We start from the raw sequence: 26,573 nt of genomic DNA, 5'->3' as shown, positions 1-26,573 counted from the left end.
CGGTGCACGAGCAGGAAGGCGGCGGGGCCGAGTGCCCTGTCGGCTCCCGGCCCCGCCGTCCGCATGGCCGCCTCCAGAAACCCTTCGGGACGGACAAGGGTGGCCAGAAGTCAGGAGTCTCCGCCGCGAGGGAAGGAGACCTCTACGCGGCGGTTCTTCTTCCGGCCCTCTTCGCTGCTGTTGTTGGCGATCGGGTACTGCTCGCCGTAGCCCCGGATCTCGTACGTGATGGTGGGGCCCAGCTCCTTCGACAGCACCCCGTGCACCGCGTCGGCGCGCTGCTTGGAGAGGACGTCACCGTGGGCTGAGGAGCCGAGGTTGTCGGTGAAGCCGAAGACGCGGACCTTGGTCGCGTTCTGCTTCTCGATCTCCTCCGCGATGGCAGCGATCCGGGCATTGGCCTCCGAACTCAGCTCCGCGCTGTCCTTGCCGAAGAGAACCTCCGCCTGGAGCGCGAGCTTGATGTCGGCGTTGCTGTCCTCCCTGCGCTCCTCACCACCGAGGTCTTCTACGACCTGGACGATGTCGAGGACCCGTCCGGGAGCCAGGGTGCCGCCTTCGGGCATCTTCAGGTCAGGGTCGTTGGGGTCGACCGGGACCGGTGGCTCCGACGTCGTCTGCGTGCCCGGGGGCACGCTCGGTTCGTCGTCTGCATACGACGGGGTCGCCCCGAGAAGCGTGGTACCGGCGATCAGCACGACGACCGCGACAGCCCGCCCCGCGTTGCGCAGCGCCCCGGGTCGCTGGATGGTCTCCATGTTCGCACTCACCCAGAAATCTTCAGCGAGGTGGTGGCGAAGGTCGGAAGGTTGAAATCCACCTCGGTCGTCCCCTCGGGCGGGGCCGGGAACTGCATGAAGATCGGTGCGGTCTTGCCCGGTGCCAAGGACGTGATCGCCGTGGTGCACAGGCAGCGGGAGTCGGTGTCGCGCAACACGTAATAACGCTTTTTCCCCGCCCTGTCCACCAGGGTCGCGCCGGCGACGGAGTTGGGGTTCTTGTTGACGATGTTCACTTCAGACCCGGACCACGACGAGGTGGTCCGTGCCCGGTCCCCCTGATTGGTGACCTCGCCCTGAACGGTGAGGAATCCACCGGAGTCTCGCTTGACCTCATTGATCACCAGAACAAGCCCGCCCTGCCCTTGTGCCTCCGCAAGCTTGACGTCCCGGTCCACGTTCTCGCCTGCGGCCGTGTCCTCCTGCTGCGGTTGGCCCTTATCCTCCGCAGAAGAGGTGCCGGCTGGGGCAGAAGCCATGCTGGAGCCCTCGATACCAGGCTCCTCACCTCCGTCGTCGCCACAACCGGCGAGCACAAGAGCCAGAGCGGCCGTCGCCGTGACAGCCGTCATCGCCCTTCTGGTTTTCGTGGTCCGCCGCATACTCATGGTCCCGATTCCTCTACTCGTCGTTCGCTTCGCTTTTACTGGTCGACCAACCGCACATCAAAGAGGGTCCTGCTCACGCTCTCCCACGGCGGAGGGCTGCCTGGCGCGATTTCGAGCATCTTGCCGTCCCGGCACGTGAAGACGAAGAGGTCTTGGACGCCGTCACCGTCCTTGTCCACCGCCTTCGGGGCGGGGCAGCGGAACTCGATGAGTGCGGTGGCCTTGGCCTTGGCGAACGTGCTCCCCGAGCCGGGGAGCACCGACGAGTCCACCGCGTCACGTCCCTGGGCCTCGACCGCAATGCGGTCGCGCAGGAAATCATCAGTCGGCTCGCAGAGGGTCAGGGCGGCTCCATTGGCTTCAGCCAATCGTTCTGCTTCGTAGCAGGGCGAGGCGAAGGGCGCGTCCAGAAAGAGGTCCAGGGTGTTCCCGAGGAGCGAGGCGTAGAACCCGGCCCCGAAGTCGTCACGAGCTTTCTGAGCAGCAGCCAGCGCGGCGGCGTCCGCCGCGCCCTGTGCTCCATTGCGCAAAGCCGAGGCTTTGCCGACAGCGAAGAAGGCGAACGCGAGGAAGAGCAGGCCCGCCACCATCACTACGTAGATGGGGAAGGCCTGCCCTGCGTCGCTGCGGGGGCGCCTACGCATCAGCCAGAGGTGATGGCGGTCACCAGACCCTCGATGCGGGCCGAGATGTTCCCACCGATCCCGGCGGCCGCGATAGCCCCGATGATCGCCACAACCACCAGGACAATGCCCAGGTACTCGAACGCCGTCTGCCCCCGGTCCTTCGCCGCGTAACGCTTCTGGATGCTGCTGACGGCGGTGTCGGCCCAGCCGTTGACGCGGACGGCGGTCTTCAGGGTGTTGTTCGACATGGGGTGGCCCTCCTGGTCCGGCCGGCCGGTTGCCGGCCGGCACGCGCGTTCCTGCGGTGCCGTCCTCGGCACCGGCTTCCTCCTGGCCGGTGCCGCTGGCGACGAGAGAACCATAGGGGGTTGCTGCCGGATTGGCGGAGGGTCCGTGGGCCCATCCCCGGGCCCAAAGCGGTTGCTGGGCTCTTGCGTCGGAGCCGTGATCAGTCATGGCGCCGCCCGACACTCCGGGGCGCCGTGCCGAGCCAGTGGGCGATCGCCTCGCTACGGGTGGAGCAGTGGAGCTTGGTGAAGATGCGGTTGATGTGGTTCTTGACCGTCTTCTCGCTGATGAAGCAGGTGGCGGCGATCTGCTGATTACTCATTCCGGACGCAATCAGGTCCATGACCTCCACCTCCCTGGAACTCAGCGCGCACTGTCGCCTGTTGGGAGGGGGCGCCAGCCTCCCGCTCACAGAAGACTGTCCCACAACAGGTTGCAGTTGCGAAAGACTTCCCCGCGTTTCGGCGGGCCGCGAAGTCGCGTGGTCCGCCGGGGTCCCAGGGGCCGCCAGTGCCGTTCCCAGGCCCTCCGGCAGGGGCGGCCCGGAGGGCGGCCCCTGACGCATGTGGGCCAGCAGGGCGTCGGCGGCCGTGGCGGTGAAGTGCGCCCGGCCGTTCTTCGTGTCGCGTACCGCTTGGACCAGTTGGTCCGCCGTGAACTCACCGTGTACCAGATAGCCGCCCGCGCCCAGCCGCAGGGCCTCGTGGACGATCTCGCTCTCCCGGCTGTACGTCAGCATCAGCACCGGCGCGATGCCGACCAGGTGCGGGAGGGCGGAGATGCCGTCCACACCGGGCATGCGGACGTCGAGCAGGACCACGTCGGGGCGGTGCTGCACCGTCTTCTCGTACGCTTCCCGCCCGTCTACGGCTTCTGCGACGACCTGGATGTCGGCGCGTCCCGAGAGCAGGACCCCCAGGCCCGCCCTGACCACGGGGTTGTCGTCCGCGATGACCACCCGGAGTCGGGCCTCCCGGGACGCCGCGAAGGTCGGGGAGAACGGTGACGATTGCGGGGTCCGCGGCGCGGGAGGGGCTGGGTGGTCGGTCGCAGGGCGCTGGGGTCCAGCGCGCTCGGCGGGGTCGGGGTCCTCGCCGAGCGGGGCGCCCAAAGGCGCGGGGCGCCCAAAGGCGCTTGGGTGAGTCACCGGCCCGTGACGGTCCGGCCCGTGACGGTCCAGTCCGTGGCGGTCCGGCGCGGGGGATGCGCCGTAGTCGTCCGGCATGCTGCGCCCTCCTCTCAGGGGTGGGGACTACGGGTGGGGCGGGGGGCAGGTGCCTGGGCGGGGGTGCACGAGGCCGAGGGCGGGGCAGCCTCAGGCCCGCCGAGGCCAGGATCAGAGCCGGAGCCGGAGCCCCCCTCCGGCTCCGCCAGCGCCGCCAGGGGCAGTTCCACCCGCACCTCCGTGCCCCTCTCCGCCCTGCCCCGGCCGATCCGGATGCGGGCCCCGATGGAGGCGGCGCGTTCGACCATGCCGACCAGGCCGAAGTGGCCGGCCCTGCGGAGGGAGTCCAAGGTGGTGCCGGCGGGCAGGCCGCACCCGTCGTCGTACACGCTGACCCGGAGCACGTCGCCCTTCACGCCCGCGCGGACGACCAGGCAGGTGGGGTGCGCGTGGCGGTGGGCGTTCTCCAGGGCCTCGGAGGCGATGGCGAGCAGGTGCCGGGCGACCGCCTGCGGTACCGGGGGCGCCGGGGGCTCCTCGCCGATTCCGCGGAAGGCGGCTGGGACGGGGTGGCGCTCGTTGAAGCCCCGTACGTGGGTGGCCAGTTCGGCCAGGATGTCGACGCCGCGCCCCAGGCCCTGTTCACGGCGGAGGTCGGTGAGCAGCTCCCGGGACTCCGTCGCGGCGCGGCGGGCGGCGCGGGCGACCAGTTCGGCCTGGTGCTTCACGGTGGGCGGGTCCATGCGGTCCGCCGAGCCGGCCAGTCCTTCGGCCGCCAGCGCCAGGCCGTGCAGGGTCTTGGCCACAGAGTCGTGCATCTCCCGCGCCAGGCGCGTGCGTTCGCCCTCCACCGCCTCGTGCACCGCCAGCCGCGCCCGGGTCTCGGTGAGGGCCTGGGTGGCCGTGCCGAAGCGCAGGAGCAGATTGCGCAGCGTGACTCCGACCGCCCCGGCGATCACGCAGAAGCCGGGCAGCAGCAGCGTCGCCCCGGCGCCCTGCAGCTTCGGGACTCCGGCGTACACGCCGAAGACGACCACCACCTGAAGCGCCGCGAAGACCGCGGCCCCGCGCCAGCCGTGGACGAGGCCGGCCAGCAGCGGGGTGCAGACCGTGACGTAGGCGAGGGTCGACTCGGGGGTCGCCGTGACCAGCAGCAGCGACCCGAAGAACGCGTCGACGGCGAGCAGCCAGGGATGGCGCAGGAGCACCGGGCCGAACCGCTCCCAGTCGCGGAACAGCACGTACGAGCCCATGAAGGTGACCAGGATCGCCGAGCCGACGAACCAGGTGGGCAGGCCGGGGGCCGTGCGGTCGATGGCGTACGGGGTCGCCAGCGCGATCATCGCCAGCCGGAAGCCGAAGACCTGGCGGCACATCGCCTGGAGGGCGTTGACCTGGATGGCGAAGGCCGGGCGGGCCGGTGTGCCGGAGTGGGCGCGGTTCAGTTCCGCGGTCAGTCCGGGCTGGGGCTCGTTGAGCTGGTAGGCCATGCGCCTGTCACCTCCGTTCCGTCTCGTTCCCCGTGGTGGCCGACCGTCCCGGCCCGGGCACGCCCCGGGCCCCTGCTCCGAGCCTGCCCCGCGCCCCGGGCCCGTGCCCCGGCGCACAGCGCCTCTGCCGCGCGCGCAGGGACGACGCCCACGTCTCGTCCGGGACTCGTCCAGGACCCGGCCGCCGGGCCTCCCCGGGGCTCGTGCGCAGAATCCCGCCACCGCGCCAAGGCCCCACGCCCCGCCGCTGGCCGCCACGCCGCCGACCGCCGCGGTGCCGCGGTGCGTTTCCCGTGCCGGTGGCCGCCGCACCGCGGTCGGCCCTCGTGCACGGGTTCTGTCCCCGCCCCGCCCGCCGTTCATGTCAGCCGCCCGTGAGGAACGTGAAGTCGACGTCGGCTCCGTACACGAATCCGACCGTGAGCAGCACGAGGGTTCCCGGCAGCAGGAACGAGGTCACCGCGAACGTGGCCTTGGGCACCGCCTTGGCCGCCTTGCGGCGGGCGTTCTGGGCGTCGGTTCGGCGCATGTCGTTGGCGATCTGGATGAGCGTCTCGACGATCGGCGCACCGAGCTCCTCGCCCTGCTGGAGCGTCGTGACGAACATGGCGACCTGCTCCGAGTCGTTGCGTCTGCGCAGTTCCTCGAAGGCTTGGCGGCGGCTGACGCCCATGTCCATCTGCCGCAGGGTGATGCGCACCTCGTCGGACCACGGGCCCTCGTACTTCTCCGCGACCCGGTCCAGAGCCTGGCGGAAGCCGAGCCCCGCGGAGACGACGACGGCGAGGACGTCGAGGAAGTCGGGAAGGGTGCGCTCGATGTCCTCCCGGCGCACCCGGATCGCCGACCAGATGCCCGCCTCGATCCAGAAGAGGCCGAAGGCGACCATCAGGAGGGCCAGGAACAGTTGGCCGCGCAGGAGCATGGAGAACGCGCCGAGGAGGCCGAGCGCCCCGTAGACCGCGCGGCGGGCCGCGTAACGGTCGATGGTGAGGCCGCCGGGGTTGCCGGCCAGGTCGATCTGCCGGCGCTTCTTGTTGACGGCCTTGGGGCCCATCATCCGCAGCACCATGGGGGCCCAGCGGATGCCGAGGCGGTCGATGCCGGAGCCCACCGCGCTGGTGCGGGAGGAGCCTGACTCCAGGGCGACGGCGAGGTCGCCGGGGAGTTTCGCGTCGGCCCGGTACATCCGTATGCCGTGGATGGCCCCGTAGACGGCGAGGCCGACGACCAGGGCGAGCAGCAAGTCCATGCCGGGTTCCTCTCGGTGCGGTGCGGTACGGGCCGGGCGGGGCCTGGCTCAGACGTCGATACGGGAGAGGCGGCGGATCACGACGAACCCGATCGCGTACAGGGCGATGGCGACGACGACGGCGGCCTGGCCGATGAAGGCCCCGGTCATCCGGTCGAGGGCGCCGGGCATGACGGCGTTCATCAGGAGCATCGCGCCGACCCCGAAGGCCGGCACGGCGTAGGCGGTGACCGTGACCTGGGAGAGCTGGGTCTTGACCTCGCGGCGGGTCTCCTTGCGCTCCTCCAGGGTCTCGGTGAGGTTGCGCAGCGAGCTGACGACCGTGCCGCCCGCCCGGTTGGACAGGACGAGGGTCGTGACGAGGACGACGAGTTCCCGTGAGGGCAGCCGGTCGGTCAGCTCGCTCAGCGCGTCCTCCAGGGGCTCGCCGACGGCCAGTCGGCGGGCGACGCGGGCCAGTTCCTCGCCGGCCGGGTCCTCCAGCTCCTCCGCGGCCATGGAGAGCGCGGTGCGCAGGGCGAGGCCTGCCTGTGTGGCGTTGGCGAGGATGCGGGACAGCTCGGGGAGCTGGTTGATGAAGCGCTCGGTCCGCTTGGTCCGCTGCCAGTTCAGGAAGGCGTTGGTGCCCCAGAGGCCGATGAGGGCGGCGACCGGCCCGAAGAAGGCGGCGAGCACGGAGGAGGCGATCATCCACAGTCCGGCCATCGCCACCAGCGCGTAGACGGCGAACTCGCCGGGGGTGAGCTCCATGCCGGTCGCGGCGAGCTTCAGCTCCAGTCTCCGGCCGAGCGCGGTGCCGCGCAGTCTGCGGTCCAGACCCTTGAAGCGGCGGACGCGGCCCGGCTCGGGGATCTGCCCCACGTGCGAGAGCCGCTCGACGAGGGCGTCGCGGTCGGCCTTGCCACCGGAGTAGGCGTACAGGCCCGCCACGCCCAGCACGCAGCACAGCAGCGTGACGCCGACGGTGATCAGGGGGAGGTTGACGTTGTCCATGGCTCGGTACCTAGTTGGCCTCTCGGGTGGCGAGCTGTTCGGCGGACCGGGCGATCCCGAACGCCTGCGGAATGGGCTGGCCGGCCAGATAGAGGCGGTCGGCGAGCCTGCGGGGCAGCGGAAGGTACTGGAAGTCGCCGTGGACCCGGCCGTCCGGGCCCATCGGGCGGGCGTCGAACCGTGCGACCGTGATGATGCGGTACGGGTCCCGGCCGTGCGAGTCCAGGACGGCGATCTCGGTGATCTTCCTGGCGCCGTCGGCGTGCCGGGTGAGCTGGACGATGACGTCGACGGCGCTGTTGATCTGGTCGTGCAGCGCCTCGAAGGGGATCTCGACCTCCGACATGGAGGCGAGGGTCTGCAACCGCATCAGGGCGTCCTCCGCGCTGTTGGCGTGGACGGTGGCCAGCGAGCCGTCGTGGCCGGTGGACATCGCCTGGAGCATGTCGAGGGACTCGCCGCCGCGGACCTCGCCGACGACGATGCGGTCGGGGCGCATACGCAGGGAGTTGCGGACCAGGTCGCGGATGGTGATCTGGCCCTTGCCCTCGACGTTGGCCGGGCGGGACTCCAGCCGGATCACATGGTGCTGCTGGAGCTGGAGTTCCGCGGAGTCCTCGATGGTGACGATGCGTTCGGAGTTCGGGATCAGCCCGGAGAGCGCGTTGAGCAGGGTCGTCTTGCCGGTGCCGGTGGCACCCGAGACGATGATGTTGAGCTTGGCCTGGACGAGTCCGGCGAGCAGGACGAGCATCTGTTCGTCCAGCGACCCGAAGGCGATCATCTCCTGGAGGGTGAAGGAGCGCGGGAACCGCCGGATGGTGAGCGTCGCGCCGGTCAGCGAGAGCGGCGGGATGATCACGTTGACGCGTTCGCCGCTGGGCAGGCGTGCGTCGACCATCGGGTTGGACTCGTCGACGCGGCGGTTGACGGTCGACACGATCCGCTCGATGGTCTGCATCAGCTGCTCGTGGGAGCCGAAGCGCATCGGGAGCTGTTCGACCTTGCCGTTGCGTTCGACGAAGATCTGGTCGGGGCCGTTGACCATGATCTCGGTGATGGAGGCGTCCTCCAGGAGCGGTTCCAGGATGCCGAGGCCGAGCGCCTCGTCCACCACGCGGCGGATCAGCTGGGAGCGTTCGACGGTGGACAGCACCGGGCCCTCACGGCTGATGATGTGGCCCAGGACCCGCTCCAGGCGGGCCCGCCGGTCGGCGGCGGCCAGGGAGGACATCTCGGCGAGGTCGATCTCCTCCAGCAGCTTCGCCCGGTAGGCGGCCACCAGGTGGCCGTCCTCCCGTGCCCCGCCCTGCTCGTCCGGGGCGGTCATGCGTGCCCGCAGGCTCATGTGCGTAACTCTCCTCGAAATCGCGGACGGTGCCGGTACGGGCCCTCGGTTCGGGCCTCGGGTCAGGGCCAGGCCGGCTCGACGGCCATCGTCGTGCTCCGCTCGGCCCACCAGCCGTCCAGTCCGGGGACGACGGAAGGGACCCGGATGCGCACGGTGGCGGTCACGTCGTCCCCGCCGCTCTCCTGGTATCCGAAGTCCGCGGGGTCGTCCACCAGCCACTGGCTGACCGCGCTGCGGGCGGTGGAGCGGGGGTCGCCGTGGTGGTCGGCGCTGGCCGCCGTGCGGGCGGCGGCGCGGGCCGCCGTGCCCGCCTGGCTGGCGGCGTACGCGGCGAGGCCGAGCTGGAGCGCCAGCAGGGCGACCAGGAGCAGCAGCGGGAGGAAGCCCAGATACTCCAACGCGACCTGGCCCCGGTCCCCCCTGCGGGCGCGCGGGGGCCGGGGCCCGCACGGGCGTCCGCCCTTCGCGGGCCTGCGAGGCCGGACACCGGCCGGGCGCGGGGAACGGGCGCGGGACGGGCACGAAGGGCGGGGCGTCGGGGGCGACGAGGCCGTAAGCGCCTTCGGGGCCGCCGGAGCCGCCAAGGCCGTCAAGGCCGTCAGCGCCTTCGGAGCCGTCAGCCCCGTCGGGGCCGCGGGGGCTGTCGGGGCCGCGGAGGAGGCGGTCGCGGGTGCCGTCATCACTCAGTCCTCCAGCGCCGATCCGGCTTCGCCGTCGATGTGGACGTCCAGGTCGAACAGACCGGGCGCCAGCACGGGGACCTTGAGCCGCACCGTCGCCTCGTACAGTCCGCCCCCGCGGCGGCAGCGGATCTCGGCCCCGTCCTTCCATGCCTTGGGCAGGTCCGCCTCCGCGCCCGCCCGGCAGGCCGCCCGGGCCCCGTGCTCGGCGCCGCTGCCCTTGCGCGCGCCCACGTCCGCCGCGTTGCCCGCGAGGCTGAACGTGTAGCCGATGAGGGCGCACTCCCACATCACGAGCATGATCAGGATGATGAAGGGCGTCATGCCCAGGAACTCGATCGCACTCTGCCCTCGGTCCGGGCGGTCACGCAGGGCGGTGACCCGCCCCCGTATGCCGCTGCGCCCTGTTCTCGTGGTGGCCATCGCTCAACGTGTCCCCTCGGGTTCTCCGGGCCCGTGGCCGCCGCCGCGCCGGCGGCGCGGGCGTCCGACCGGGCCGCGGTCGTGTCGGGCGGTTGCGCTGCTCCTCTTGGCCAGGACGCCGCCGGTCTTCTTCACCGCGGCGCTCTCCTTGACGATGCCCAGCTCCCCGGCGAGCCCCCACAGGGCCTGCTTGACGGTGCTCTTGGCGTCCAGTTCGTGCAGGCGTCCCGAGTCGATGGACGCCTGGAGCTCCTTGAAGTTCGCGGGGACCGAGGCCGAGGCCACCCGGGTGCCGGTGATCTTCTGGATCAGGGCCGGTTGGATCTCGGTGTTGCGGGTGAAGCGGTTGACGAGGGTGACCGTCTCCTCCGCCTTGCGGATCTGGAGCCGTTCCCACATCCGTACGACGCGTTTCGCGCCGCGCACCGCGACCACGTCGGGGGTCGTCACCAGCAGGGCCACGTCGGCCATCTCGACGGCCGCCGCGTTGGCGCCGTTCATCTGGCCGCCGCAGTCGATGACGACGATCTCGTAGCGGGAGCGCAGGGCGCTGACGATCTGGCGGGCCGAGCGGTCGCTGACCTCCTCACCCCGCTCGCCCTCGCCGGGGGCGAGCAGCAGGGCGAGCCCGGTGGAATGGGAGAACACCGCGTCGGCCAGCACCCGGGGCGAGATGTCGGTGATCTGCGCGAGGTCGGCGAGGGAGCGGCGGAACTGCACATCGAGGTACGAGGCGATGTCGCCGGTCTGGAGGTCCATGTCGACCAGGGCGACGGCGTTGCCGGACGCCTGGGCCGCGAGGGCCAGTTGGATGGCCGTGACGGTCGCCCCGACGCCGCCCTTGGCGCCGGTGACCGTGACCACCGTGCCGCCGGGGCCGGTGAGGACCTCGTTGCCGGCGGAGAGGTGGCGGCGCACCCCGGCCGACCACTGGGCGGCCGCCTGGACCCGGTTGGCCAGTTCCTCGTAGCTCAGCGGCAGGGTGACCAGGCCGCGCGCTCCGGAGTCCATGGCGTCGGCGAAGAGGCTGGGGCTGGCGTCCGCGGTGATCATGACGACGCCGACGGAGGGGAACCGCAGGGACACCTCCCGGATCAGCTCCAGGGCGGGCACCGGCCCGATCCGCTCGTGGACCACCACGACCTCCGGCAGCTCGTCCAGCGCCTCGCCCGCGAGGCGGGCCAGGGCGTCGATCAGCTGGGTGGAGTCCCCGACGGGCGTCGCGGGGTCGGCGTCGGGCAGCTGGCTGAGCAGAGTGGTGACGGAGCGGGCCGCGTCGAGGTCGCCGACGGCGGGGAGGATTCTGGTGGTCATCCCATCCTCACTTGTCCTTGTCGAGCGTGTAGGTGCGGTCCCCCGGGCGGATGGCGCCGTCGCTGCCCGGGGCGACGAGGGCCAGGCGTACGTGCTCCGCGAAGGACTCGGCGTAGGCGATGCGCTGGGTGTCGAGCGTGTTGAGCGCGAAGGTGATCGGCACGGCCTCCGTGGCCTGGCTGCGCCGGTCGCTCGCACTGGGGTTCAGTGCGGTGAGCTTGCCGACGTCCAGCACCCTGGCGTTGGCGACGATGACCTTGGACTGGGAGGGGTCGCCCTGCTGCTCGCCGGCGAACGTGGCGTACACGTTGACCGTGGCCCCCGGGGTGATCTTGCCCGCGACGCCGGTGGAGGCGTCGATCATGATGGCGATCTCCTGCTCCCCCGCCCGCAGTTCCGGTTTGCGCACCATCATGTCCGACTGGAGAAGGGACCCTTGGCGCAGCTCGGTGACCGCGATCTTCGAGTCGATCTCCCGCAGATCGGTCACGGCGTTCCTGGAGAGCCAGCGTTCCGGCATCGTGATCTTCTCGAACTGGCTGCTCTTCAGGGCCGTGTACGGGGCCACGTCGGTCTTCAGCTGGTACGCGGACACCTCGGGGCCGACCTTCGAGTTGACGTCGCTGATCACCGAGAGCACGCCGGCGAAGGCGGCGAAGGCGCACAGGACCGACAGGAGCAGGAGTATCACGCCGCGGCGCTGGCGGGAGTTCATGGTCCGGACAACCTCGTTCGAATCGGGTGCGTGGGCGGCGGACGGGTGGGCGGTGCTGCTGCGGGTCGGGGCCGGCGCGGCGGCGTCGCGGTGCGGAGGCGGTACGGGTGCGGGCGCGGGCGGCGCCCGCACCGCTCCCGGCGGGGTGCGCCCTCGCGCGGCGTCAGGGGCCGGATGGCAGGCCGTCCTCGTGGTGGAGGACACCGGCCGAAGGCATGCGGTTCTCCGGCGCCGCGAGCGGTGCGGAGCAGAACGCACAGCGGTCGCCGATGAGTTCCATGGTGCACCAGTGGCACGCCTCCCGGCGCACGGAGGAGACGAGCTGGTAGAGGAGGGAGAGGTCGGGGATGTGGGCCGCGAACTCCACCAGCCTTCCCGTGCCCCACCAGCGGGGCGAGTCGGACGGGATCGCGGTCTCGTGCAGGGCCTGGACCTGCCAGGCGGGTGCGAGGGTCTCGTGCACCCAGTCGGACTGGTGGGCCCCCCGGGCCACCAGGAGGTGCGTGCCGAAATCGGGGCCGGGCGGCGGCCCGGCGCTCGGGCCCACCTTCACGAGGTGCGGTTTTGGACCGGCGAGGACGGCGAACTGGGAGCCGGGGACCCAGGACTTGGCGTGGGTCCTGAGACTGACGGGCACCCGGTCGAGCCGGGCCACCGAGTTCAGCAGGGCGCCCGCGTAGATGTAGTGGGAGAGCAGCCGGGCGGCGGAGGCGACCACCCCGGGGCTGAAGTCGCAGATGGACAACTGGCGCAGCTGACGCACGAGTACGGCGACGCCGAGAGGCGGCAGGTCCACCCTGACCAGGGCGATGCGGTCGCTCTCCAGGACCGAGCGGATGGAGTGGAGGCGGCGTTCGTGCTCGGGGCGGATGCCCGACGGGTAGAGGGCGATCACATACCCGTGCTGTTCGAGCAGCAGGTGCATGTCGCCGATCGCCAGCTCCAGGGTCTGCGCCTCCGGGGCCTGGAGCAGGGCCGCGGTCGGTGTCTGCTGATCGGTGGGCGGCAGCACCAGATCTGCACTCGTCACTGCTATGGCGGTCGGCACGCTCTTCCCCGTTTCGGCTCCGGTCGACGGCGGACGTCGGCCGCAAACGCTCCTGCTCCGTGCTCCTGTCTCAGCACTTTAGCCACGTCGCAGCAGGCAGAGAACAGTTATCGGAGACCAGTGCGGCGGTATGCGAACACCGTTCGCACACGGTCCGGGCGCCAAATGGGATGAATCGATTCCGGTCCATCCGCTTGTCGCTGCGGAGCGTTACCGAACCCGGCGTCCGCGTTCCGGTCAGCTCTTCGTCGGCGCAGGTCAGCCCGGGCGGCCGGGCACCGGGGCATCGCCTCTCGCGCCGGCGCCGTCACCGTCCGGAGGGCTTCCGCAAGATCACTCGCGCGGGGGGCCGTGGAGTGGATTCCCGGCGCGGAGCACGCCGTCCGGGACCCCGGCGGACCCCAGGCGCGGGCAGCCGTCGGCGCCCGGAGCGGGGCCGCCCGCCGAGCGGGCCGCCGGCCCTCTCCGAGGACCAATCGCTGCCAGAGGTCTTGACAACTCGATTGGTCTGGACCAGCTTAGCCGCCAGGCGATGACCGCCACCCCCCGGTCCGACACCCCGACCTCGCAGCTCCGACTCGCGGCCCCCGCACCGCCCGTACCGCCCCCACCTCCGTCCGGCACGCCGACACGTCCGTACGATCCCGCCACGCAACACCCACTCCCCCCGGAGGCACCAGTGGAACGCTCCGTAGGCAGCAGAAGCCGCAGGCGTCACTCCCGGCCCGTGCTCAGCGGCGCCATGGCCGTCGTCGCGGCCGGCGCCCTGACCGTGACCGGACTCGCCGGCACCGCACAGGCCGCCGACGTCAACAACGCCAAGAACGCGGGCTTCGAGTCCGGGCTCGCCGACTGGACCTGTTCCGGGGGCAGTGGCGCGGCCGTCTCCTCCCCCGTGCGCAGCGGCACATCGGCGCTGAAGGCCACCCCGGCCGGCCAGGACAACGCGAAGTGCACGCAGACCGTCGCCGTGAAGCCTGACGCGACGTACGCGCTGAGCTCCTGGGTGCAGGGCGGTTACGCCTACCTCGGCGTGACCGGCACCGGCACGACCGACGTCTCCACCTGGACGCCGGGCTCCACCGCCTGGACCAAGCTGAACACCAGCTTCAGGACCGGCCCGAACACCACGTCGGTGACCGTCTACACCCACGGCTGGTACGGGCAGGCCGCCTACTTCGCCGACGACATCGCGGTGACCGGTCCCGACGGCGGGGGCGGCGGCGAGGACCCCGGCCCGTCCATTCCTGCGGCACCCGCCGGTCTCGCGGCGGGCGCCACGACGACGACCTCGGTGGCCCTGTCCTGGAACGCGGTGTCCAACGCCACCGGGTACACCGTGTACCGGGACGGCGTGAAGGCGACCACGTCGACCGGCACCTCGGCGACCGTCACGGGGCTGTCCGCCGACACCGCCTACCAGTTCTCCGTGAGCGCCACCAACGCGGCGGGCGAGTCGGTCAAGTCGGCCGCCGTCAACGCGCGTACGGCCAAGGAGAACGGGCCCGGCCCCGGGCCCGGGCCCGCCGTGCCCAAGCACGCGGTGACCGGCTACTGGCAGAACTTCAACAACGGCGCGGCGGTCCAGAAGCTCAGCGACGTCCCGGCCGACTACGACATCATCGCGGTCTCCTTCGCGGACGCCACGCCGACGCCGGGCGCGGTCACCTTCAACCTGGACACCGCCGGGCTGAACGGCTACACAGACGCGCAGTTCCGTGCGGACATCAAGGCCAAGCAGGCGGCCGGCAAGAACGTCATCATCTCGGTCGGCGGCGAGCTGGGCTCTGTCCGGGTGAACAACGACGCCTCCGCCACCGCCTTCGCCGACTCGGTGTACGCGCTGATGCAGGACTACGGCTTCAACGGGGTCGACATCGACCTGGAGAACGGCCTGAACGCCACCTACATGACGAAGGCGCTGCGCCAGCTGTCGGCGAAGACGGGCCCCGGGCTCGTCCTCACCATGGCCCCGCAGACGCTGGACATGCAGTCGACGTCGGGTGAGTACTTCAAGACGGCGCTGAACGTCAAGGACATCCTGACCGTCGTCAACATGCAGTACTACAACAGCGGTTCGATGCTGGGCTGCGACGGCAAGGTCTACTCCCAGGGCTCGGTGGACTTCCTCACCGCGCTCGCCTGCATCCAGCTGGAGGGCGGCCTCGACCCGTCCCAGGTCGGCATCGGCGTCCCGGCCTCCACCCGCGGCGCGGGCAGCGGCTACGTCTCCCCGTCGATCGTGAACGCGGCCCTGGACTGCCTGACCAGGGGCGTCAACTGCGGCTCCTTCAAGCCGGCCAAGACCTACCCGTCGCTGCGCGGCGCGATGACCTGGTCGACGAACTGGGACGCGACGGCCGGGTTCGCCTGGTCGAAGGCGGTCGGCCCGCACGTCCGCAACCTGCCGTAACCCCTCCCGCGCCACCGACCCGCAGCGCCGCCGCTCCCCCGGCGGCGCTGCCGCGTTCCGGCCCCGCGGGGCGCGGCGTCACCAGAGCAGTTCGCGCACCTGCTGGACGCAGAGCACGACGAACAGCAGCCCGGCCAGCGCCAGCATCCCGTTGCTGATCCGGCCGTTGCGCCACTCACCGGGCGTACGGGAGGAGTTGAGCAGCCAGAGCAGGGTCAGCGCGAGGAACGGCATGAAGAAGGCGCCGAGCACTCCGTAGACGACGACCAGCCCGAAGGGCTCGTCCAGCCAGAGCAGGGTCATCGGGGGGAAGGTCAACCAGAGGAGGTAGGCGCGGAACGGCAGCGACCGCTGCCGCCGGTCCACGCCCGCCGGATGGGTCCCGGCCGTCGCGGCCGGGGCCCGGAAGCGTTCCACGAAGTCGGCGAACATCAGGCTCACCCCGTGCCAGACGCCGATCAGCGACGAGAACGACGTGGCGAGGAAGCCGATCAGGAACAGCTTCGCGGTGCTCGCGCCGAACCGGTCCTCCAGCACCGCACCGAGGTCGAGCAGCCCCCGGTCGCCCGACGTGAGGGCGACCTGCGAGGAGTGCAGCAGTTCCGCGCCGACGACGAGCATCGCCACGACGAAGACGCCGGTGGTGAGGTAGGCGACCCGGTTGTCGAGCCGCATCACCTTCATCCAGGAGGAGTCGCCCCACCCCTTGGCGTTGACCCAGTAGCCGTACGCCGCCATGGTGATCGTGCCGCCGACGCCGCCGATCAGCCCCAGCGTGTACAGCAGGGAGCCGTCCGGGAGGGCGGGCGCCAGCCCGGCGAAGGAGGCGCCGACGTCGGGCACGACGCGGACGGCCACGTAGACGACCACCACGAACATGACGCCGACCAGGACCGTCATGACCTTCTCGAAGACGGCGTAGCGGTTGAACCAGACAAAGGCCAGCCCGATCAGGCCGGTGACGATCGCCCAGAACTTCAGCCCCGGCCCGTCGGGGAAGAGCGCCACGATGGGCAGGGCGCTGGAGGACATGGCCGTCGCCCCGTAGACGAAGCCCCAGATGACCACGTAGACCGCGAAGTAGACCGTGGTCCAGGGGCCGAGGCTGCGCCAGCCGTCGAAGAGCGTGCGGCCGGTCGCCAGGTGCCAGCGGCCGGCCGCCTCCGCGAGCGAGATCTTGACGACGCAGCCGATCACCGCCGCCCACATCAGGGTGTAGCCGAACTTGCTGCCCGCGATCAGCGTCGCGACCAGGTCTCCGGCGCCGACCCCGGTCGCCGCGACGACGATCCCGGGGCCGATGTGCTTCCAGCTGGACTTGCGTGGGCGGGAGGCCTGCTCCCCTGCCCCTGTGGTTGCGCTCGTCTTCGCCATGCCGGTCAAGGAAGCGCAATCGGCCGTCCGGCACAAGGGGGCGCACGCGCGGTCGGGGGCGGGGAGCGCCGCTGGGGCGGCCCCGGGCGGGCCGCCCCAGGCCGGACACCCCCTAGATCAGCAGGCTGAGCAGCGCCGCGACGACGAAGCCCGCGACCGAGAGCACGGTCTCCAGGACGGTCCACGACTTCAGGGTGTCGCGCTCGGAGATGCCGAAGTACTTCGACACCATCCAGAAACCGCCGTCGTTCACGTGCGAGGCGAAGATCGATCCGGCGGAGATCGCCATGATGATCAGCGCGAGGTGGGCCTGGGAGAGGTCCTGGCCCTCGACCAGCGGGACCACGATCCCGGCTGTGGTGACGATCGCGACGGTGGCCGATCCCTGGGCGACCCGCAGCACGACCGAGATGAGCCAGGCCAGGAGGATGACCGGGAGTCCGACGTCGTGGAAGGTGTCGGCGAGGGCGTCCGCGATGCCGCTGCCCTTGAGGACCGCGCCGAAGACACCGCCGGCGCCGACCACCAGCAGGATGTTGCCGACGGGCTTGAGCGAGGAGGTGGAGACGGATTCCAGGGACGAGCGGGACCAGCCGCGGCGGATGCCCAGCAGGTAGTACGCCAGGAGGAGGGCGATCGTCAGCGCGACGAACGGGTGGCCGAAGAACTCCACCACCGAGCGCGGCGTGGAGGGGGCCATCGTGATCGAGGAGAACGTCGCGGCGAGGATCAGGAGCAGCGGGGTGCCGATGATCGCGAGGACCGTGACGAGAGACACCGGCTTCTCGTTCGGGGCGACGCCTGCGGCCCGCTGTTCGGCGACGACGGCCGCTCTGGCCTCCGCGGCGGCCTCCACCATGTCCTGCGGGACCTCGACGAAGATCCGCTTGCCGATCCAGGCGGCGTACGCCCAGGCGGCGAGGACGGAGGGGAGGCCGACGACGACGCCCATCAGGATGACCCAGCCGAGCGAGACGTTGAAGAGCCCGGCGGCGGCCACCGGGCCGGGGTGCGGAGGCAGGAAGGCGTGGGTCATCGACAGGCCCGCCAGCAGGGGCATCGCGTAGAGCAGGATCGATTTTCCGGAGCGTTTCGCGGCGGCGTAGACGATGGGCGCCAGGACGAAGATGCCGACGTCGAAGAAGACGGGGATGCCGAAGACGAGGCCGGTCAGGCCCATGGCGAGCGGAGCGCGTCGCTCACCGAAGAGGTTCAGCAGCCGGGCGCTCACCACTTCCGCCCCGCCGGAGACCTCGAGGATCGCACCGAGCATGGTGCCCAGCCCGATGATGATCGCGACATGGCCGAGGATGCCGCCCATGCCGGATTCGACGACCGAGACGACGGCGGATCTCTGCACGGTGCCGAAGAGTTCGGTGACCGAGAGCCCGGCGCCGAGGCCGACGGCTGTGGAGACCGCGAGCAGGGCGACGAACGGCTGGAGCCTGACCCTGATGATCAGGAAGAGGAGGAGGGCGATGCCGAGGGCGGCGACGGTCAGCAGACCCGCGGTGCCGTCGATCAGCAGGAGCAGTCCTCCGGTGTGCGGCGGCGTCTCGGCCGGCGGCGGGGTGGCGGCGAGCAACAAGGGGGGCTCCGGTGCGGCGGGGGAGTTGAGGGGGTCCGGCGTGCCGGGCGGCCTGGCAGCTGAGGTCCAGGAGCGGGCCGGGCCCTGCCGCAGGGCAGGGCGGAGCGCGGCACGGCGCCCCGGGGGACGGGGCGCCGCGCCGGGCGACGGGGGGAGCGGTGCGCTGGGCGGTGCGCCGAGTGGCGCGCTCAGCCGGGCGCGGGGCGGGCCGGCGGGTCGGGTGCGGGGCGCGCCGCCCGGCGGTGGGCCCGAGCGGTGCCGCGGGCGGGCGGAGCGGTCAGCTCAGCACCGCGAGGGCGTCGATCTCGATGAGCAGGCCCTTGGGCAGGCCGACGTAGACCGTCGTGCGGGCGGCGGGGGCCTCCTTGAGGTTCTGCTCCGCGAAGTACGCGTTGTAGATCTCGTTCATCTCGGCGAAGTGGTCCACGTCCGTGAGGTAGACGCGCATCATCATCACGTCGTCCCAGCTCGCGCCGCCCTCCTCCAGGATCGCCTTGACGTTGGCGAAGGTCTGGAGGGTCTGCTCGCGCAGGGTGGGGCCGGCCGGGGTGGGGGCCTGGCCCTCCACGGCGGGGAGGAAGCCGACCTGGCCGGCGACCTGGAGGATGTTCCCCTTCTTCACGCCGTGCGAGAACCGGGCGGGCGGCGTGGTGTGGGTGGAGGGGGTGAGGGCGGTCTTCTCGGTCATGGCTGATCAGGCTTTCCTGGGTCGGTTGGCGCCGGAGTACTCCCGGCTGATGGTCTCGGCGGTGCGCCGGACCAGCGGGAGCAGGGTGAGGAGTTCTTCCGCGGTGACGACCACGTTGGGCGCGGAGACCGACATGGCCGCGATGACCCGCCCGTCCGCGCCGCGGATGGGGGCGCCGATGCAGTTGATGGACTCCTCGTGGCCACCGAGGTCGGTGGCCCAGCCCTGTTCGCGGACGACGGCGAGCTCCTTGAGGAACGCGGCGGCGTTCGGCGTCGAACGGGGCGTGTACAGGGGGTAGTCGAGCTTCTCGGCGACGGCGCGCCGCTCGGGCTCGGTGAGGTCGGCCAGGAGCAGCTTCGCCACGGCCGCGACGGTGATCGCGACGGGTTTGCCGATCCGCGAGTACATCCGCACCGGGTAGCGGCTCTCGACCTTGTCGATGTACAGGACCTCCTGCTCCTCGTAGACCGCGAGGTGCACGGTGTGCCCGCACCGGTCGTTGAGGGCGACCAGGTGGGAGTGGGCGATCTCGCGTACGTCGAGGTTCTCGACGGCCTCCTGGGCGAGGGCGAAGAGCCGGGCGCCGAGTCGGTAGCGCTGGTCCCGCTGGCGGTAGACGAGGCCGTGCTCGTGGAGCGTGCGGAGCAGGCGCAGCGCCGTGGACTTGTGGACGCCGAGCCGTTCGGCGACCTGTCCGAGGTCGGCGGGGCCCTGGGCGAGCAGCGGCAGGATGCTCAGTGCCCGGTCGACGGTCTGACTCATGGCGTACGTACCTCCTCGGGTGCCCGGTCGGCTGCGGTCCAGCCGGGGCCGAGTCGAAGTCTCTCCCAGGCCTCGTCGTCGAGGGCGGCGAGGCGGTCGGCATGGCCGCGGGCGGGCGGGACGGTGAGGTCCCCGGGGACGGTGAGGGCGGCGGCGGCCATCAGGTGCCCGTGCCTGGCCCGGTCGCGCACCGGGAGTCCGCGCAGGGTGGCGGAGAGGAACCCGGCGGCGAACGCGTCCCCCGCCCCGACGGCGGCGACCACGTCGACGCGAAGGGCGGGCACGGCGGTGACGACGTCGGGGGCCGCGGTGGCGCCGGGGCCGTCGGCGGGCGTGTGAGCGGCAGCGGCAGCAGCAGGCGCGGGGCCTTCGGCGGGGCGCGCGAACACCGTCACGCCCGCGCTCCCCCGCTTCACCACCAGCACCGACGGCTCCGGCAGCGCCGCCCGGATCGCCGCCGCGCCGCCGATCCCCCATGCCTCCTTCGCCTCGTCCTCGCCGACGAACACGAGGTCGCAGCGGCGGGCCAGGTCCAGCAGCACGGAGGCGTCGGCGCCCCGCCACAGACGCGGCCGGTGGTTCACGTCGAACGAGACCAGCGGGCGGCCCGGCCGAGGGGCCGTCAGCTCCCGCAGCAGCTCCAGGCAGCCGGCGGAGAGCGCGGCCGTGATCCCGGACAGGTGCAGGACACGGCCGGCGAAGAGGGCGTCGTACGGGACGGTGTCCGGCGACATCGCGGAGGCGGCGGACCCGGCCCGGTAGTAGGCCACCTCGTGGGCGCCGGTCCCCCGGTCCGCGGCCGTGCGGAAGTAGACGCCCGTGGGGCGGGCGGGATCGCGGCGGACGGCGGAGGTGTCGACCCCGTATCCGGTGATCGTCTCCACGAGGTGGTCCCCGAAGCCGTCCGTGCCGACCCGGCCGACCCAGGCGGCCCGGTGCCCGGCCGCGGCCAGCGCGCAGGCGACGTTGGACTCGGCGCCGCCGACCCCTCGCCCGAAGGAGGGCACGTCGGCGAGGCGGCCGGGCTGCGAGGGCAGGAACGCCACCATGGACTCACCGAGGCAGACGACGTCGGTGGTCGTGGCGGCGCTGGCCGTCCCTGCTGCGGGTCCGGACACGGAGGGCTCCTCGCTGATCGGCGTGCGGGCCTTGGGGTTCGCGGGCCCGGGGTCCTGCGGCTCCGGGACCGCCATTGACCGGGCGTCGGCTCGGATGTTAGACAGCGTTGAGCGATATACGCAATGGGTGTTGCATATGTTGCAACATACTTCGAGGAGCTTCCCTTGGCAGCCGAACGCCCCACCGGTCAGACCGCCGCCCCCGCCTCTTCCGCCCCCGGCGTGTCCCCCGCGTCCCTGGCGTCCTCTCTCGCCGACGAACGCGTCGACCACCGCTTCAAGGCCCTGCCGCCCGACGCGGCGGGCCTGACCGTCGGGGCCCTGGCCGCCGAGCGCCGCAACCTGTTCACCGGCGGGTTCACCACCCCCGTCCTCGCCCTGTCCGCCGGGTCGGTCGCGCACAACCTCGCCCTGCTGGAGACGTACGCCGAACGCCACGGCCTCGCGTTCGCCCCGCACGGCAAGACGTCCATGGCCCCGAGGCTCTTCGTCGACCAGCTGAAGCACGGCGCGTGGGGCATCACGGCCGCCGTGCCGCACCAGGCGCGGGTCTACCGGGCGTACGGCATCGGCCGGATCTTCCTCGCCAACGAGCTGGTCGACGCGGTGGCCCTGCGCTGGCTGGCTGGCGAGATGGCCGCCGACCCCGGCTTCCGTTTCGTCTGCTACGTCGACTCCGTGCGCGGCGTCGAGCTGATGGAGGCGGCCCTGAGCGCGGCGGGCGCCTCCCGCCCGGTCGACGTGGTCGTGGAGCTGGGCGCGGGCGAGGGGGCGCGCACCGGGGCGCGCACCGAGGCCGACTGCGCGGCGGTGGCCGACGCGGTGGCGGCGGCCGGGACCCTGCGCCTGGTGGGCGTCGCCGGGTACGAGGGCGAGGTCCCGGACGCCTCCCCCCAGCGGGTGCGGGAGTGGCTGCGCCGCCTCGTCGCGCTGACGGCCGCGTTCGACCGCGCCGGGCGCTTCGCCCCGGCCGACGAGATCATCGTCAGCGCGGGGGGCAGTGCCTGGTTCGACGCGGTCGCGGACGTCTTCGCGGAGATTCCCGGACTGAGCCGCCCCGTGCTCAAGCTGCTGCGCTCCGGCGCGTACGTCTCGCACGACGACGGGCACTACAAGCACCTCACCCCCTTCAACCGCGTCCCGGAGGAGGGTGCGCTGGAGCCCGCGTTCCGCCTCTGGGCCCAGGTCGTCTCGCGCCCGACCGGCGAGCAGGCGTTCCTCAACGCGGGCAAGCGGGACGCGGCGTACGACCTCGACCTCCCCGAGGCGCAGGCAGTCCGCTCCGGCCGGGACGGCTCGGTGCGGCCGGCTGCCGGGATCACGGTCACCGGCCTGTCCGACCAGCACACCTGGGTGCGCACCGGGCCGGGGGCGGAGCTGGAGGTGGGCGACTGGGTCGGGATGGGGCTCTCGCACCCGTGCACCAGCTTCGACAAGTGGCAGCTCATTCCGCTGGTCGAGGCGGACGGCACGGTCACCGACTACGTCCGCACGTTCTTCTGAGCCCGGTCCGCCCCGTACCGCCTACGCCCCGTGAAAGGTGACCCCCATGGACCTGGTCCTGCGCGACGCCCTCGTCGTCGACGGCACCGGCGAGCCCTCCTACCGCGCCGACGTGGCACTCCACGGCGGCCGCATAGCGGAGATCCACCCCGAGGGCGCCCCCGGCCCCCGGCCCACCGCCGCCCGCACCGTGGACGCGGACGGGCTCGCGCTGGCCCCCGGCTTCATCGACATGCACGCCCACAGCGACCTGGCGCTGCTGCGGGACCCGGACCACAGCGCGAAGGCGGCGCAGGGCGTCACCCTCGAAGTCCTGGGCCAGGACGGCCTGTCGTACGCCCCGGCCGACGACCGTACGCTCACCGAGGTCCGGCGCTCCATCGCCGGCTGGAACGGCGACGGCGACGACATCGACTTCGACTGGCGCACCGTCGGCGGCTACCTGGACCGCCTCGACCGCAACTTCGGCGGCCGGGGCATCGCCGTCAACGCCGCCTACCTGATCCCGCAGGGCACGGTCCGGATGTACGCGGTGGGCTGGGACGACCGCCCCGCCACCGACGCCGAGCTGGCCCGGATGAAGGAGCTGGTGGACCAGGGCATGCGCGAGGGAGCCGTCGGCCTGTCCTCCGGGCTCACCTACACACCCGGCATGTACGCGGACGACGCCGAACTCACGGAGCTCTGCCGGGTGGTGGCCCGCCACGGCGGCTACTACTGCCCGCACCACCGCAGTTACGGGGCGGGCGCGCTGGAGGCGTACGAGGAGATGGTGCGGCTCACCCGGAGCGCGGGCTGCGCCCTCCACCTCGCCCACGCCACCATGAACTTCGGGGTGAACAAGGGCAGGGCCCCGGAGCTGCTGGCCCTCCTCGACGCCGCGCTCGCCGCCGGGGCCGACATCTCGCTCGACACCTACCCGTACACCCCCGGCTGCACGACGCTCGTCGCGATGCTGCCGAGCTGGGCGAGCGAGGGCGGGCCGGAGCCGACCCTGGCGCGGCTGGCGGACGAGGAGAGCGCCGAGAGAATCCGGCGCCATCTGGAGGCGCTGGGCTCGGACGGCTGCCACGGGGTGCCGATCGAGTGGGACACCATCGAGATCTCCGGTGTCGGCGCCCCCCACCTGGACGGCCACGTGGGCCGCACGGTGGCCGAGTCTGCGGCGCTGCGGGGTGAGGAGCCCTGGACGACCGCGCGACGGCTGCTCATCGAGGACCGGCTCGGCACGACGATTCTCCAGCACGTGGGACACGAGGAGAACGTCCGGCAGATCATGCGCCATCCGGTGCACACCGGGGGCAGCGACGGCATCCTCCAGGGCTCCAAGCCGCACCCCCGGGCATACGGCACGTTCCCGCACTATCTCGGCAGGTACTCCCGGGAGCTGGGCATCCTCAGCCTGGAGGAGTGCGTCGCCCACCTGACCTCCCGCCCGGCCGCCCGGCTGCGGCTGGCGGACCGGGGCCTGGTGCGCGAGGGCTACCGCGCCGACCTGGTGCTGTTCGACCCCGGGACGGTGGCGGCGGGCTCCACGTTCGAGGAGCCGCGCACCCTGCCGGTGGGCATTCCGCACGTGCTGATCGACGGCCTCTTCGTCGTCGAGGACGGCAGGCGGACATCGGTGCTGGCGGGCCGGGCGGTCCGGGGCGCGGGGACGGCGGCCGCCTGACCGCGGATCTCCCCGGCGGCGGGCGGGCGGCTCAGGCCCGGTCCGTCCGTTCCGCCGCCCACGCCAGGTCCTCCTCGGTCGGGGCGTCGTCCTGGGTGAGCGCGCGCCGCCAGTATCCGCTGAACTCGACGGACGCCCTGGGCAGTCCACGGTCCTCGACCAGATGGCGGCGCAGCGCCCGGACGGCCGAGGCCTCGCCCGCCACCCAGGCCGCGTCCACCGCGTCGAGGGGCGGCCCGGCGGCCCGCACCGCCTCCACCAGCGAACCGCCCCGGTCGCGGTGGACCCAGTGCGCCTCGGCCCCTCCGGCGGCCGGTGGCAGCGGCGGCTCCTCCTCCGCGCCCGCGACCTCGGCGTACACCACGGTCCCGGTCCCGGCCGGAAGCGCCTCCAGCAGCGTGGCGATCGCCGGGAGCGCCGTCTCGTCCCCGGCGAGGAGCAGCCGCCGGGCGGCGGGCAGCGGGCGGGCGTAGAGCGACGAGGGCCCGACCATGCCGAGCACGTCGCCGGGCCGGGCGGCGGCGCCCCAGCGGGAGGCGGGGCCGTCGTCGCCGTGCAGCACGAAGTCGACGGCCATCACGTTGCGCACCCGGTCGTAGGAGCGGACGGTGAAGCTGCGCATCCAGGGCCGCTCCGGCTCCGGGATCGCGAGAAAGGCCTCGTACCAGCGCATGCCGTAGGCGTCGTCGGCCTCCGGTTCCGGCAGCCGGGGCGCGTCCTGCCCGGCGCGTGGCAGGCACAGCTTCATCTGCTGGTCGGGCCGGTCCTCCAGCAGGCCGGGCAACTCGTCGGCGGTGAAGCCGATCCGAGCCGTCCGCGGAGTGACCCGCTCGACGTCCGTGACCCGCACCCAGGTGACCGGCAGCGCCTGGCCCATGGCAGCCCGACCTCTCTCCCACTGATAGTTTACGACGTAAGGAATCAACTCGCCGGGATTACTTTACACAGTAAGGAGTCGCATGTGGTGGTCTTCGCCGGCCAGGGCGACCCTCGCCGCTCCCTGACCCTCCTGTGGCGCGCGGACGCCTCACCGCCGCCGCGCGGCGGCCCGGGGCCCCGGGCCCGGCTGAGCGTGGACGCGATCGTGGCGGCGGCCGTGGAACTCGCGGACGAGAAGGGGATGGCCGCCCTGTCGATGCGCGCGGTCGGCGACCGGCTCGGGCACACGGCGATGGCGCTCTACACCCACGTTCCCGGCAAGAGCGAGCTGCTGGACCTGATGCACGACTCCGTGCACGCCGAACTCCCCAGGCACTATCCGGAGTCGGACGACTGGCGGGAGGCGCTCACCACTTGGGCGCACGAGGTCCTGGAGTTCTACGTGCGTCACCCCTGGGTGCTCCAGGTCTCGCAGGCGCGGCCGGTGCTGGGCCCGCACGAGTACGCGGGCCTGGACACGCTGGTGGCGCTGTTGCGGGCGACCGGGCTGGCGGCGGGGACCCTGCGGCGACTGGTGGGGACCCTCTTCCCGTTCGTACGGGGCGCGGCACAGGCGGTCGCCGACGCCCGGCTGGCCGCGGCGGCGACCGGCAGCTCCGACGAGGAGTGGTGGGCGGTGCGCTCCGCGGCCCTGACGGAGCTGGTCCCTGATTTCGCGGAGCGCTTCCCCGCGGTGAGCCGGCTGGAGGCCGAGGGCCCGGTGGACCCGTATCCGGGGCCCGGAGGTGACGCGGACCCGGTGCCGTTTCCGGAGCGGGAGGCGCGCGAGACGTTCCGGGTGGGCCTCGGGGTGCTGCTGGACGGAATCGAGGCGGCGGTGGCGGCGCGGGAGGCCGGATGAGCGCGCCGGGCGGCCCCGTCCCCGGGCCCGCCCGGCGCGCCCTCACCGGCGGGCGCCGCTACGGCTTGGGCAGCGCGCAGCCCTCGCGGTTCAGGTCGATGGCGCTGCCGGCCCCGATGCACGGGACCATGGTGTAGGTCTGCTGGGCGTAGTTGATGCCCTCGCGGACGGTCACCCGGCCGTTTTCGTCGACCTCGCACGGGTTGTTGTCCGTGCACCGCTGGCCGCTCTCGTTGCCGGTGTTGTTGACGGCGACCACCTTGCCGGTGGCGTCGTCGATCACCGGGGAGCCGGACGTGCCGCCGATCGTGCGGCACTCCGGGGTGTAGCGGACGGAGTCCTTCCAGGTCCACCGGCCCTCCTTGAGCCGGTGGGCGAAGCCGTCGACGGAGCAGCTGTAGGTGCGCTTCCAGTAGCCCGACGCGACGGTGATCGCGGTGCCCGCGACCGGGCGGGCGGTGTCCAGCTCCAGCGCCCGGATGCCGTACCGGTCCTCGATCTGCCGGTAGCTGCTGGTGAGTTCGTAGAGCGACAGGTCGGTGTCGGTCATGGTGCCGTACGCGATCTTGTTCGCACGCAGGGTGCCGACGCCCCGGCCGGATGCGTTGAGCAGGGTGAACGCCCGCGTGGACGGCCGGTTGACGACCACTTCGCCCGGACCCGGGAAGCCGGTTTCCAGGCAGTGCCCGTTGGAGAGCACGAGCGCGGGGTCGGTGGGCGCGGAGAGCGGCGAACGGACCACGGAGCCCGAGCAGTTGCTGAGAGCGACCGTTCCGGCGAAGGACACGGCCCGCGTGGTGGGCGGCGACTGCGTCGCGGCCTTCTCCGCCTGCGGCGCGGCTTCGGCCGCGTGCCCGGCGGGTCCGGCCGCCGTGGCGGGCGCGGCCCCCGCTCCCAGCAGCAGGGCGGCGAGAAACGCGCCGACGAGAGGCTTGTTCAT

25 protein-coding genes are annotated in these 26,573 nt (G+C 72.2%); 4 read left to right on the top strand and 21 right to left on the bottom strand.

Annotation, left to right across the window (positions count from 1 at the left end; translation table 11 throughout):
* Nucleotides 1–110: 110 nt before the first annotated feature.
* The 14 genes from V9U70_RS20710 to V9U70_RS20645 form a co-directional block, all read right to left on the bottom strand.
* Nucleotides 111–758 carry an OmpA family protein gene (locus V9U70_RS20710; RefSeq protein WP_336677534.1) on the bottom strand — a complete coding sequence of 216 codons (648 nt, stop codon included), beginning with the start codon at nucleotides 756–758 and terminating at the stop codon, nucleotides 111–113.
* A gap of 8 nt (nucleotides 759–766) precedes the next feature.
* Nucleotides 767–1,387, bottom strand: coding sequence for a hypothetical protein (locus V9U70_RS20705; protein WP_336677323.1), 621 nt, complete (start codon nucleotides 1,385–1,387; stop codon nucleotides 767–769).
* 35 nt (nucleotides 1,388–1,422) lie between these two features.
* On the bottom strand, nucleotides 1,423–2,031 hold the full coding sequence (locus tag V9U70_RS20700; protein ID WP_336677321.1) for a pilus assembly protein TadG-related protein: 609 nt from the start codon (nucleotides 2,029–2,031) through the stop codon (nucleotides 1,423–1,425).
* The gene (locus V9U70_RS20695) at nucleotides 2,031–2,261 is read right to left on the bottom strand and encodes a hypothetical protein (protein ID WP_336677320.1); all 231 of its coding nucleotides are present in this window, start codon (nucleotides 2,259–2,261) and stop codon (nucleotides 2,031–2,033) included. The genes V9U70_RS20700 and V9U70_RS20695 overlap by 1 nt, the downstream gene beginning before the upstream one ends.
* Nucleotides 2,262–2,461: 200 nt before the next feature.
* Nucleotides 2,462–3,526, bottom strand: coding sequence for a response regulator transcription factor (locus V9U70_RS20690; RefSeq protein ID WP_336677319.1), 1,065 nt, complete (start codon nucleotides 3,524–3,526; stop codon nucleotides 2,462–2,464).
* Nucleotides 3,527–3,540: 14 nt separating this feature from the next.
* A complete protein-coding gene (locus V9U70_RS20685; RefSeq protein ID WP_336677317.1) occupies nucleotides 3,541–4,956 on the bottom strand; it encodes a sensor histidine kinase in 1,416 nt (471 codons plus the stop codon).
* Between the two features lie 364 nt (nucleotides 4,957–5,320).
* Complete coding sequence (locus V9U70_RS20680; RefSeq protein ID WP_336677315.1) at nucleotides 5,321–6,208, bottom strand: DUF5936 domain-containing protein; 888 nt, start codon at nucleotides 6,206–6,208, stop codon at nucleotides 5,321–5,323.
* A gap of 48 nt (nucleotides 6,209–6,256) precedes the next feature.
* The gene (locus V9U70_RS20675; RefSeq protein ID WP_336677313.1) at nucleotides 6,257–7,201 is read right to left on the bottom strand and encodes a type II secretion system F family protein; all 945 of its coding nucleotides are present in this window, start codon (nucleotides 7,199–7,201) and stop codon (nucleotides 6,257–6,259) included.
* Between the two features lie 10 nt (nucleotides 7,202–7,211).
* Complete coding sequence (locus V9U70_RS20670; RefSeq protein ID WP_336677311.1) at nucleotides 7,212–8,549, bottom strand: TadA family conjugal transfer-associated ATPase; 1,338 nt, start codon at nucleotides 8,547–8,549, stop codon at nucleotides 7,212–7,214.
* A gap of 62 nt (nucleotides 8,550–8,611) precedes the next feature.
* On the bottom strand, nucleotides 8,612–8,950 hold the full coding sequence (locus V9U70_RS20665; protein WP_336677308.1) for a TadE/TadG family type IV pilus assembly protein: 339 nt from the start codon (nucleotides 8,948–8,950) through the stop codon (nucleotides 8,612–8,614).
* A gap of 285 nt (nucleotides 8,951–9,235) precedes the next feature.
* Nucleotides 9,236–9,655 (bottom strand): TadE family protein, encoded by a 420-nt coding sequence (locus tag V9U70_RS20660; RefSeq protein WP_336677307.1) that lies wholly within the window; start codon nucleotides 9,653–9,655, stop codon nucleotides 9,236–9,238.
* Between the two features lie 3 nt (nucleotides 9,656–9,658).
* A complete protein-coding gene (locus tag V9U70_RS20655; protein WP_336677305.1) occupies nucleotides 9,659–10,969 on the bottom strand; it encodes a CpaE/TadZ family protein in 1,311 nt (436 codons plus the stop codon).
* 7 nt (nucleotides 10,970–10,976) lie between these two features.
* Nucleotides 10,977–11,684, bottom strand: coding sequence for a Flp pilus assembly protein CpaB (gene cpaB / locus V9U70_RS20650; RefSeq protein ID WP_336677304.1), 708 nt, complete (start codon nucleotides 11,682–11,684; stop codon nucleotides 10,977–10,979).
* A 163-nt stretch (nucleotides 11,685–11,847) separates the two neighbouring features.
* Nucleotides 11,848–12,714 carry a hypothetical protein gene (locus V9U70_RS20645; RefSeq protein ID WP_336677302.1) on the bottom strand — a complete coding sequence of 289 codons (867 nt, stop codon included), beginning with the start codon at nucleotides 12,712–12,714 and terminating at the stop codon, nucleotides 11,848–11,850.
* Between the two features lie 697 nt (nucleotides 12,715–13,411).
* Between V9U70_RS20645 and V9U70_RS20640 the strand changes: the two genes are divergently transcribed.
* Nucleotides 13,412–15,145, top strand: a complete 1,734-nt coding sequence (locus tag V9U70_RS20640) for a chitinase (protein WP_336677300.1) — start codon at nucleotides 13,412–13,414, stop codon at nucleotides 15,143–15,145.
* Between the two features lie 78 nt (nucleotides 15,146–15,223).
* Here V9U70_RS20640 and V9U70_RS20635 read toward each other — a convergent pair whose 3' ends face one another.
* The 5 genes from V9U70_RS20635 to V9U70_RS20615 form a co-directional block, all read right to left on the bottom strand.
* On the bottom strand, nucleotides 15,224–16,519 hold the full coding sequence (locus V9U70_RS20635) for an Nramp family divalent metal transporter (protein WP_336677299.1): 1,296 nt from the start codon (nucleotides 16,517–16,519) through the stop codon (nucleotides 15,224–15,226).
* A 112-nt stretch (nucleotides 16,520–16,631) separates the two neighbouring features.
* Nucleotides 16,632–18,107, bottom strand: a complete 1,476-nt coding sequence (locus tag V9U70_RS20630; RefSeq protein WP_336677298.1) for a GntP family permease — start codon at nucleotides 18,105–18,107, stop codon at nucleotides 16,632–16,634.
* A gap of 277 nt (nucleotides 18,108–18,384) precedes the next feature.
* On the bottom strand, nucleotides 18,385–18,795 hold the full coding sequence (locus V9U70_RS20625; protein WP_336677297.1) for a RidA family protein: 411 nt from the start codon (nucleotides 18,793–18,795) through the stop codon (nucleotides 18,385–18,387).
* A gap of 6 nt (nucleotides 18,796–18,801) precedes the next feature.
* Nucleotides 18,802–19,560 (bottom strand): IclR family transcriptional regulator, encoded by a 759-nt coding sequence (locus V9U70_RS20620; protein WP_336677296.1) that lies wholly within the window; start codon nucleotides 19,558–19,560, stop codon nucleotides 18,802–18,804.
* Nucleotides 19,557–20,678 carry a sugar kinase gene (locus V9U70_RS20615; RefSeq protein ID WP_336677294.1) on the bottom strand — a complete coding sequence of 374 codons (1,122 nt, stop codon included), beginning with the start codon at nucleotides 20,676–20,678 and terminating at the stop codon, nucleotides 19,557–19,559. The genes V9U70_RS20620 and V9U70_RS20615 overlap by 4 nt, the downstream gene beginning before the upstream one ends.
* A gap of 165 nt (nucleotides 20,679–20,843) precedes the next feature.
* On the opposite strand from V9U70_RS20615, the gene V9U70_RS20610 reads away from it, so the two are divergent.
* Both V9U70_RS20610 and V9U70_RS20605 read left to right on the top strand, forming a co-directional pair.
* Nucleotides 20,844–22,181, top strand: a complete 1,338-nt coding sequence (locus V9U70_RS20610) for an alanine racemase (RefSeq protein WP_336677292.1) — start codon at nucleotides 20,844–20,846, stop codon at nucleotides 22,179–22,181.
* 46 nt (nucleotides 22,182–22,227) lie between these two features.
* Complete coding sequence (locus V9U70_RS20605; RefSeq protein WP_336677290.1) at nucleotides 22,228–23,853, top strand: N-acyl-D-amino-acid deacylase family protein; 1,626 nt, start codon at nucleotides 22,228–22,230, stop codon at nucleotides 23,851–23,853.
* Between the two features lie 31 nt (nucleotides 23,854–23,884).
* Here V9U70_RS20605 and V9U70_RS20600 read toward each other — a convergent pair whose 3' ends face one another.
* Entirely contained in the window at nucleotides 23,885–24,730 is an 846-nt protein-coding gene (locus V9U70_RS20600; protein ID WP_336677289.1) for a siderophore-interacting protein, read from the bottom strand.
* Nucleotides 24,731–24,814: 84 nt separating this feature from the next.
* Here V9U70_RS20600 and V9U70_RS20595 point away from each other — a divergent pair, with 84 nt between their 5' ends.
* Nucleotides 24,815–25,633, top strand: coding sequence for a TetR/AcrR family transcriptional regulator (locus V9U70_RS20595; protein WP_336677287.1), 819 nt, complete (start codon nucleotides 24,815–24,817; stop codon nucleotides 25,631–25,633).
* A 58-nt stretch (nucleotides 25,634–25,691) separates the two neighbouring features.
* Here V9U70_RS20595 and V9U70_RS20590 read toward each other — a convergent pair whose 3' ends face one another.
* Nucleotides 25,692–26,573: a S1 family peptidase gene (locus V9U70_RS20590; RefSeq protein ID WP_336677285.1), complete on the bottom strand. Its 882-nt coding sequence runs from the start codon at nucleotides 26,571–26,573 to the stop codon at nucleotides 25,692–25,694.

The organism is Streptomyces pratensis (genome assembly GCF_037137275.1).
In the GTDB taxonomy this organism is placed as follows: Bacteria; Actinomycetota; Actinomycetes; order Streptomycetales; family Streptomycetaceae; genus Streptomyces; species Streptomyces pratensis_B.
The sequence above is the reverse complement of the archived record's forward strand: the minus strand, read 5'-3'. Positions and strand labels throughout refer to the sequence as shown.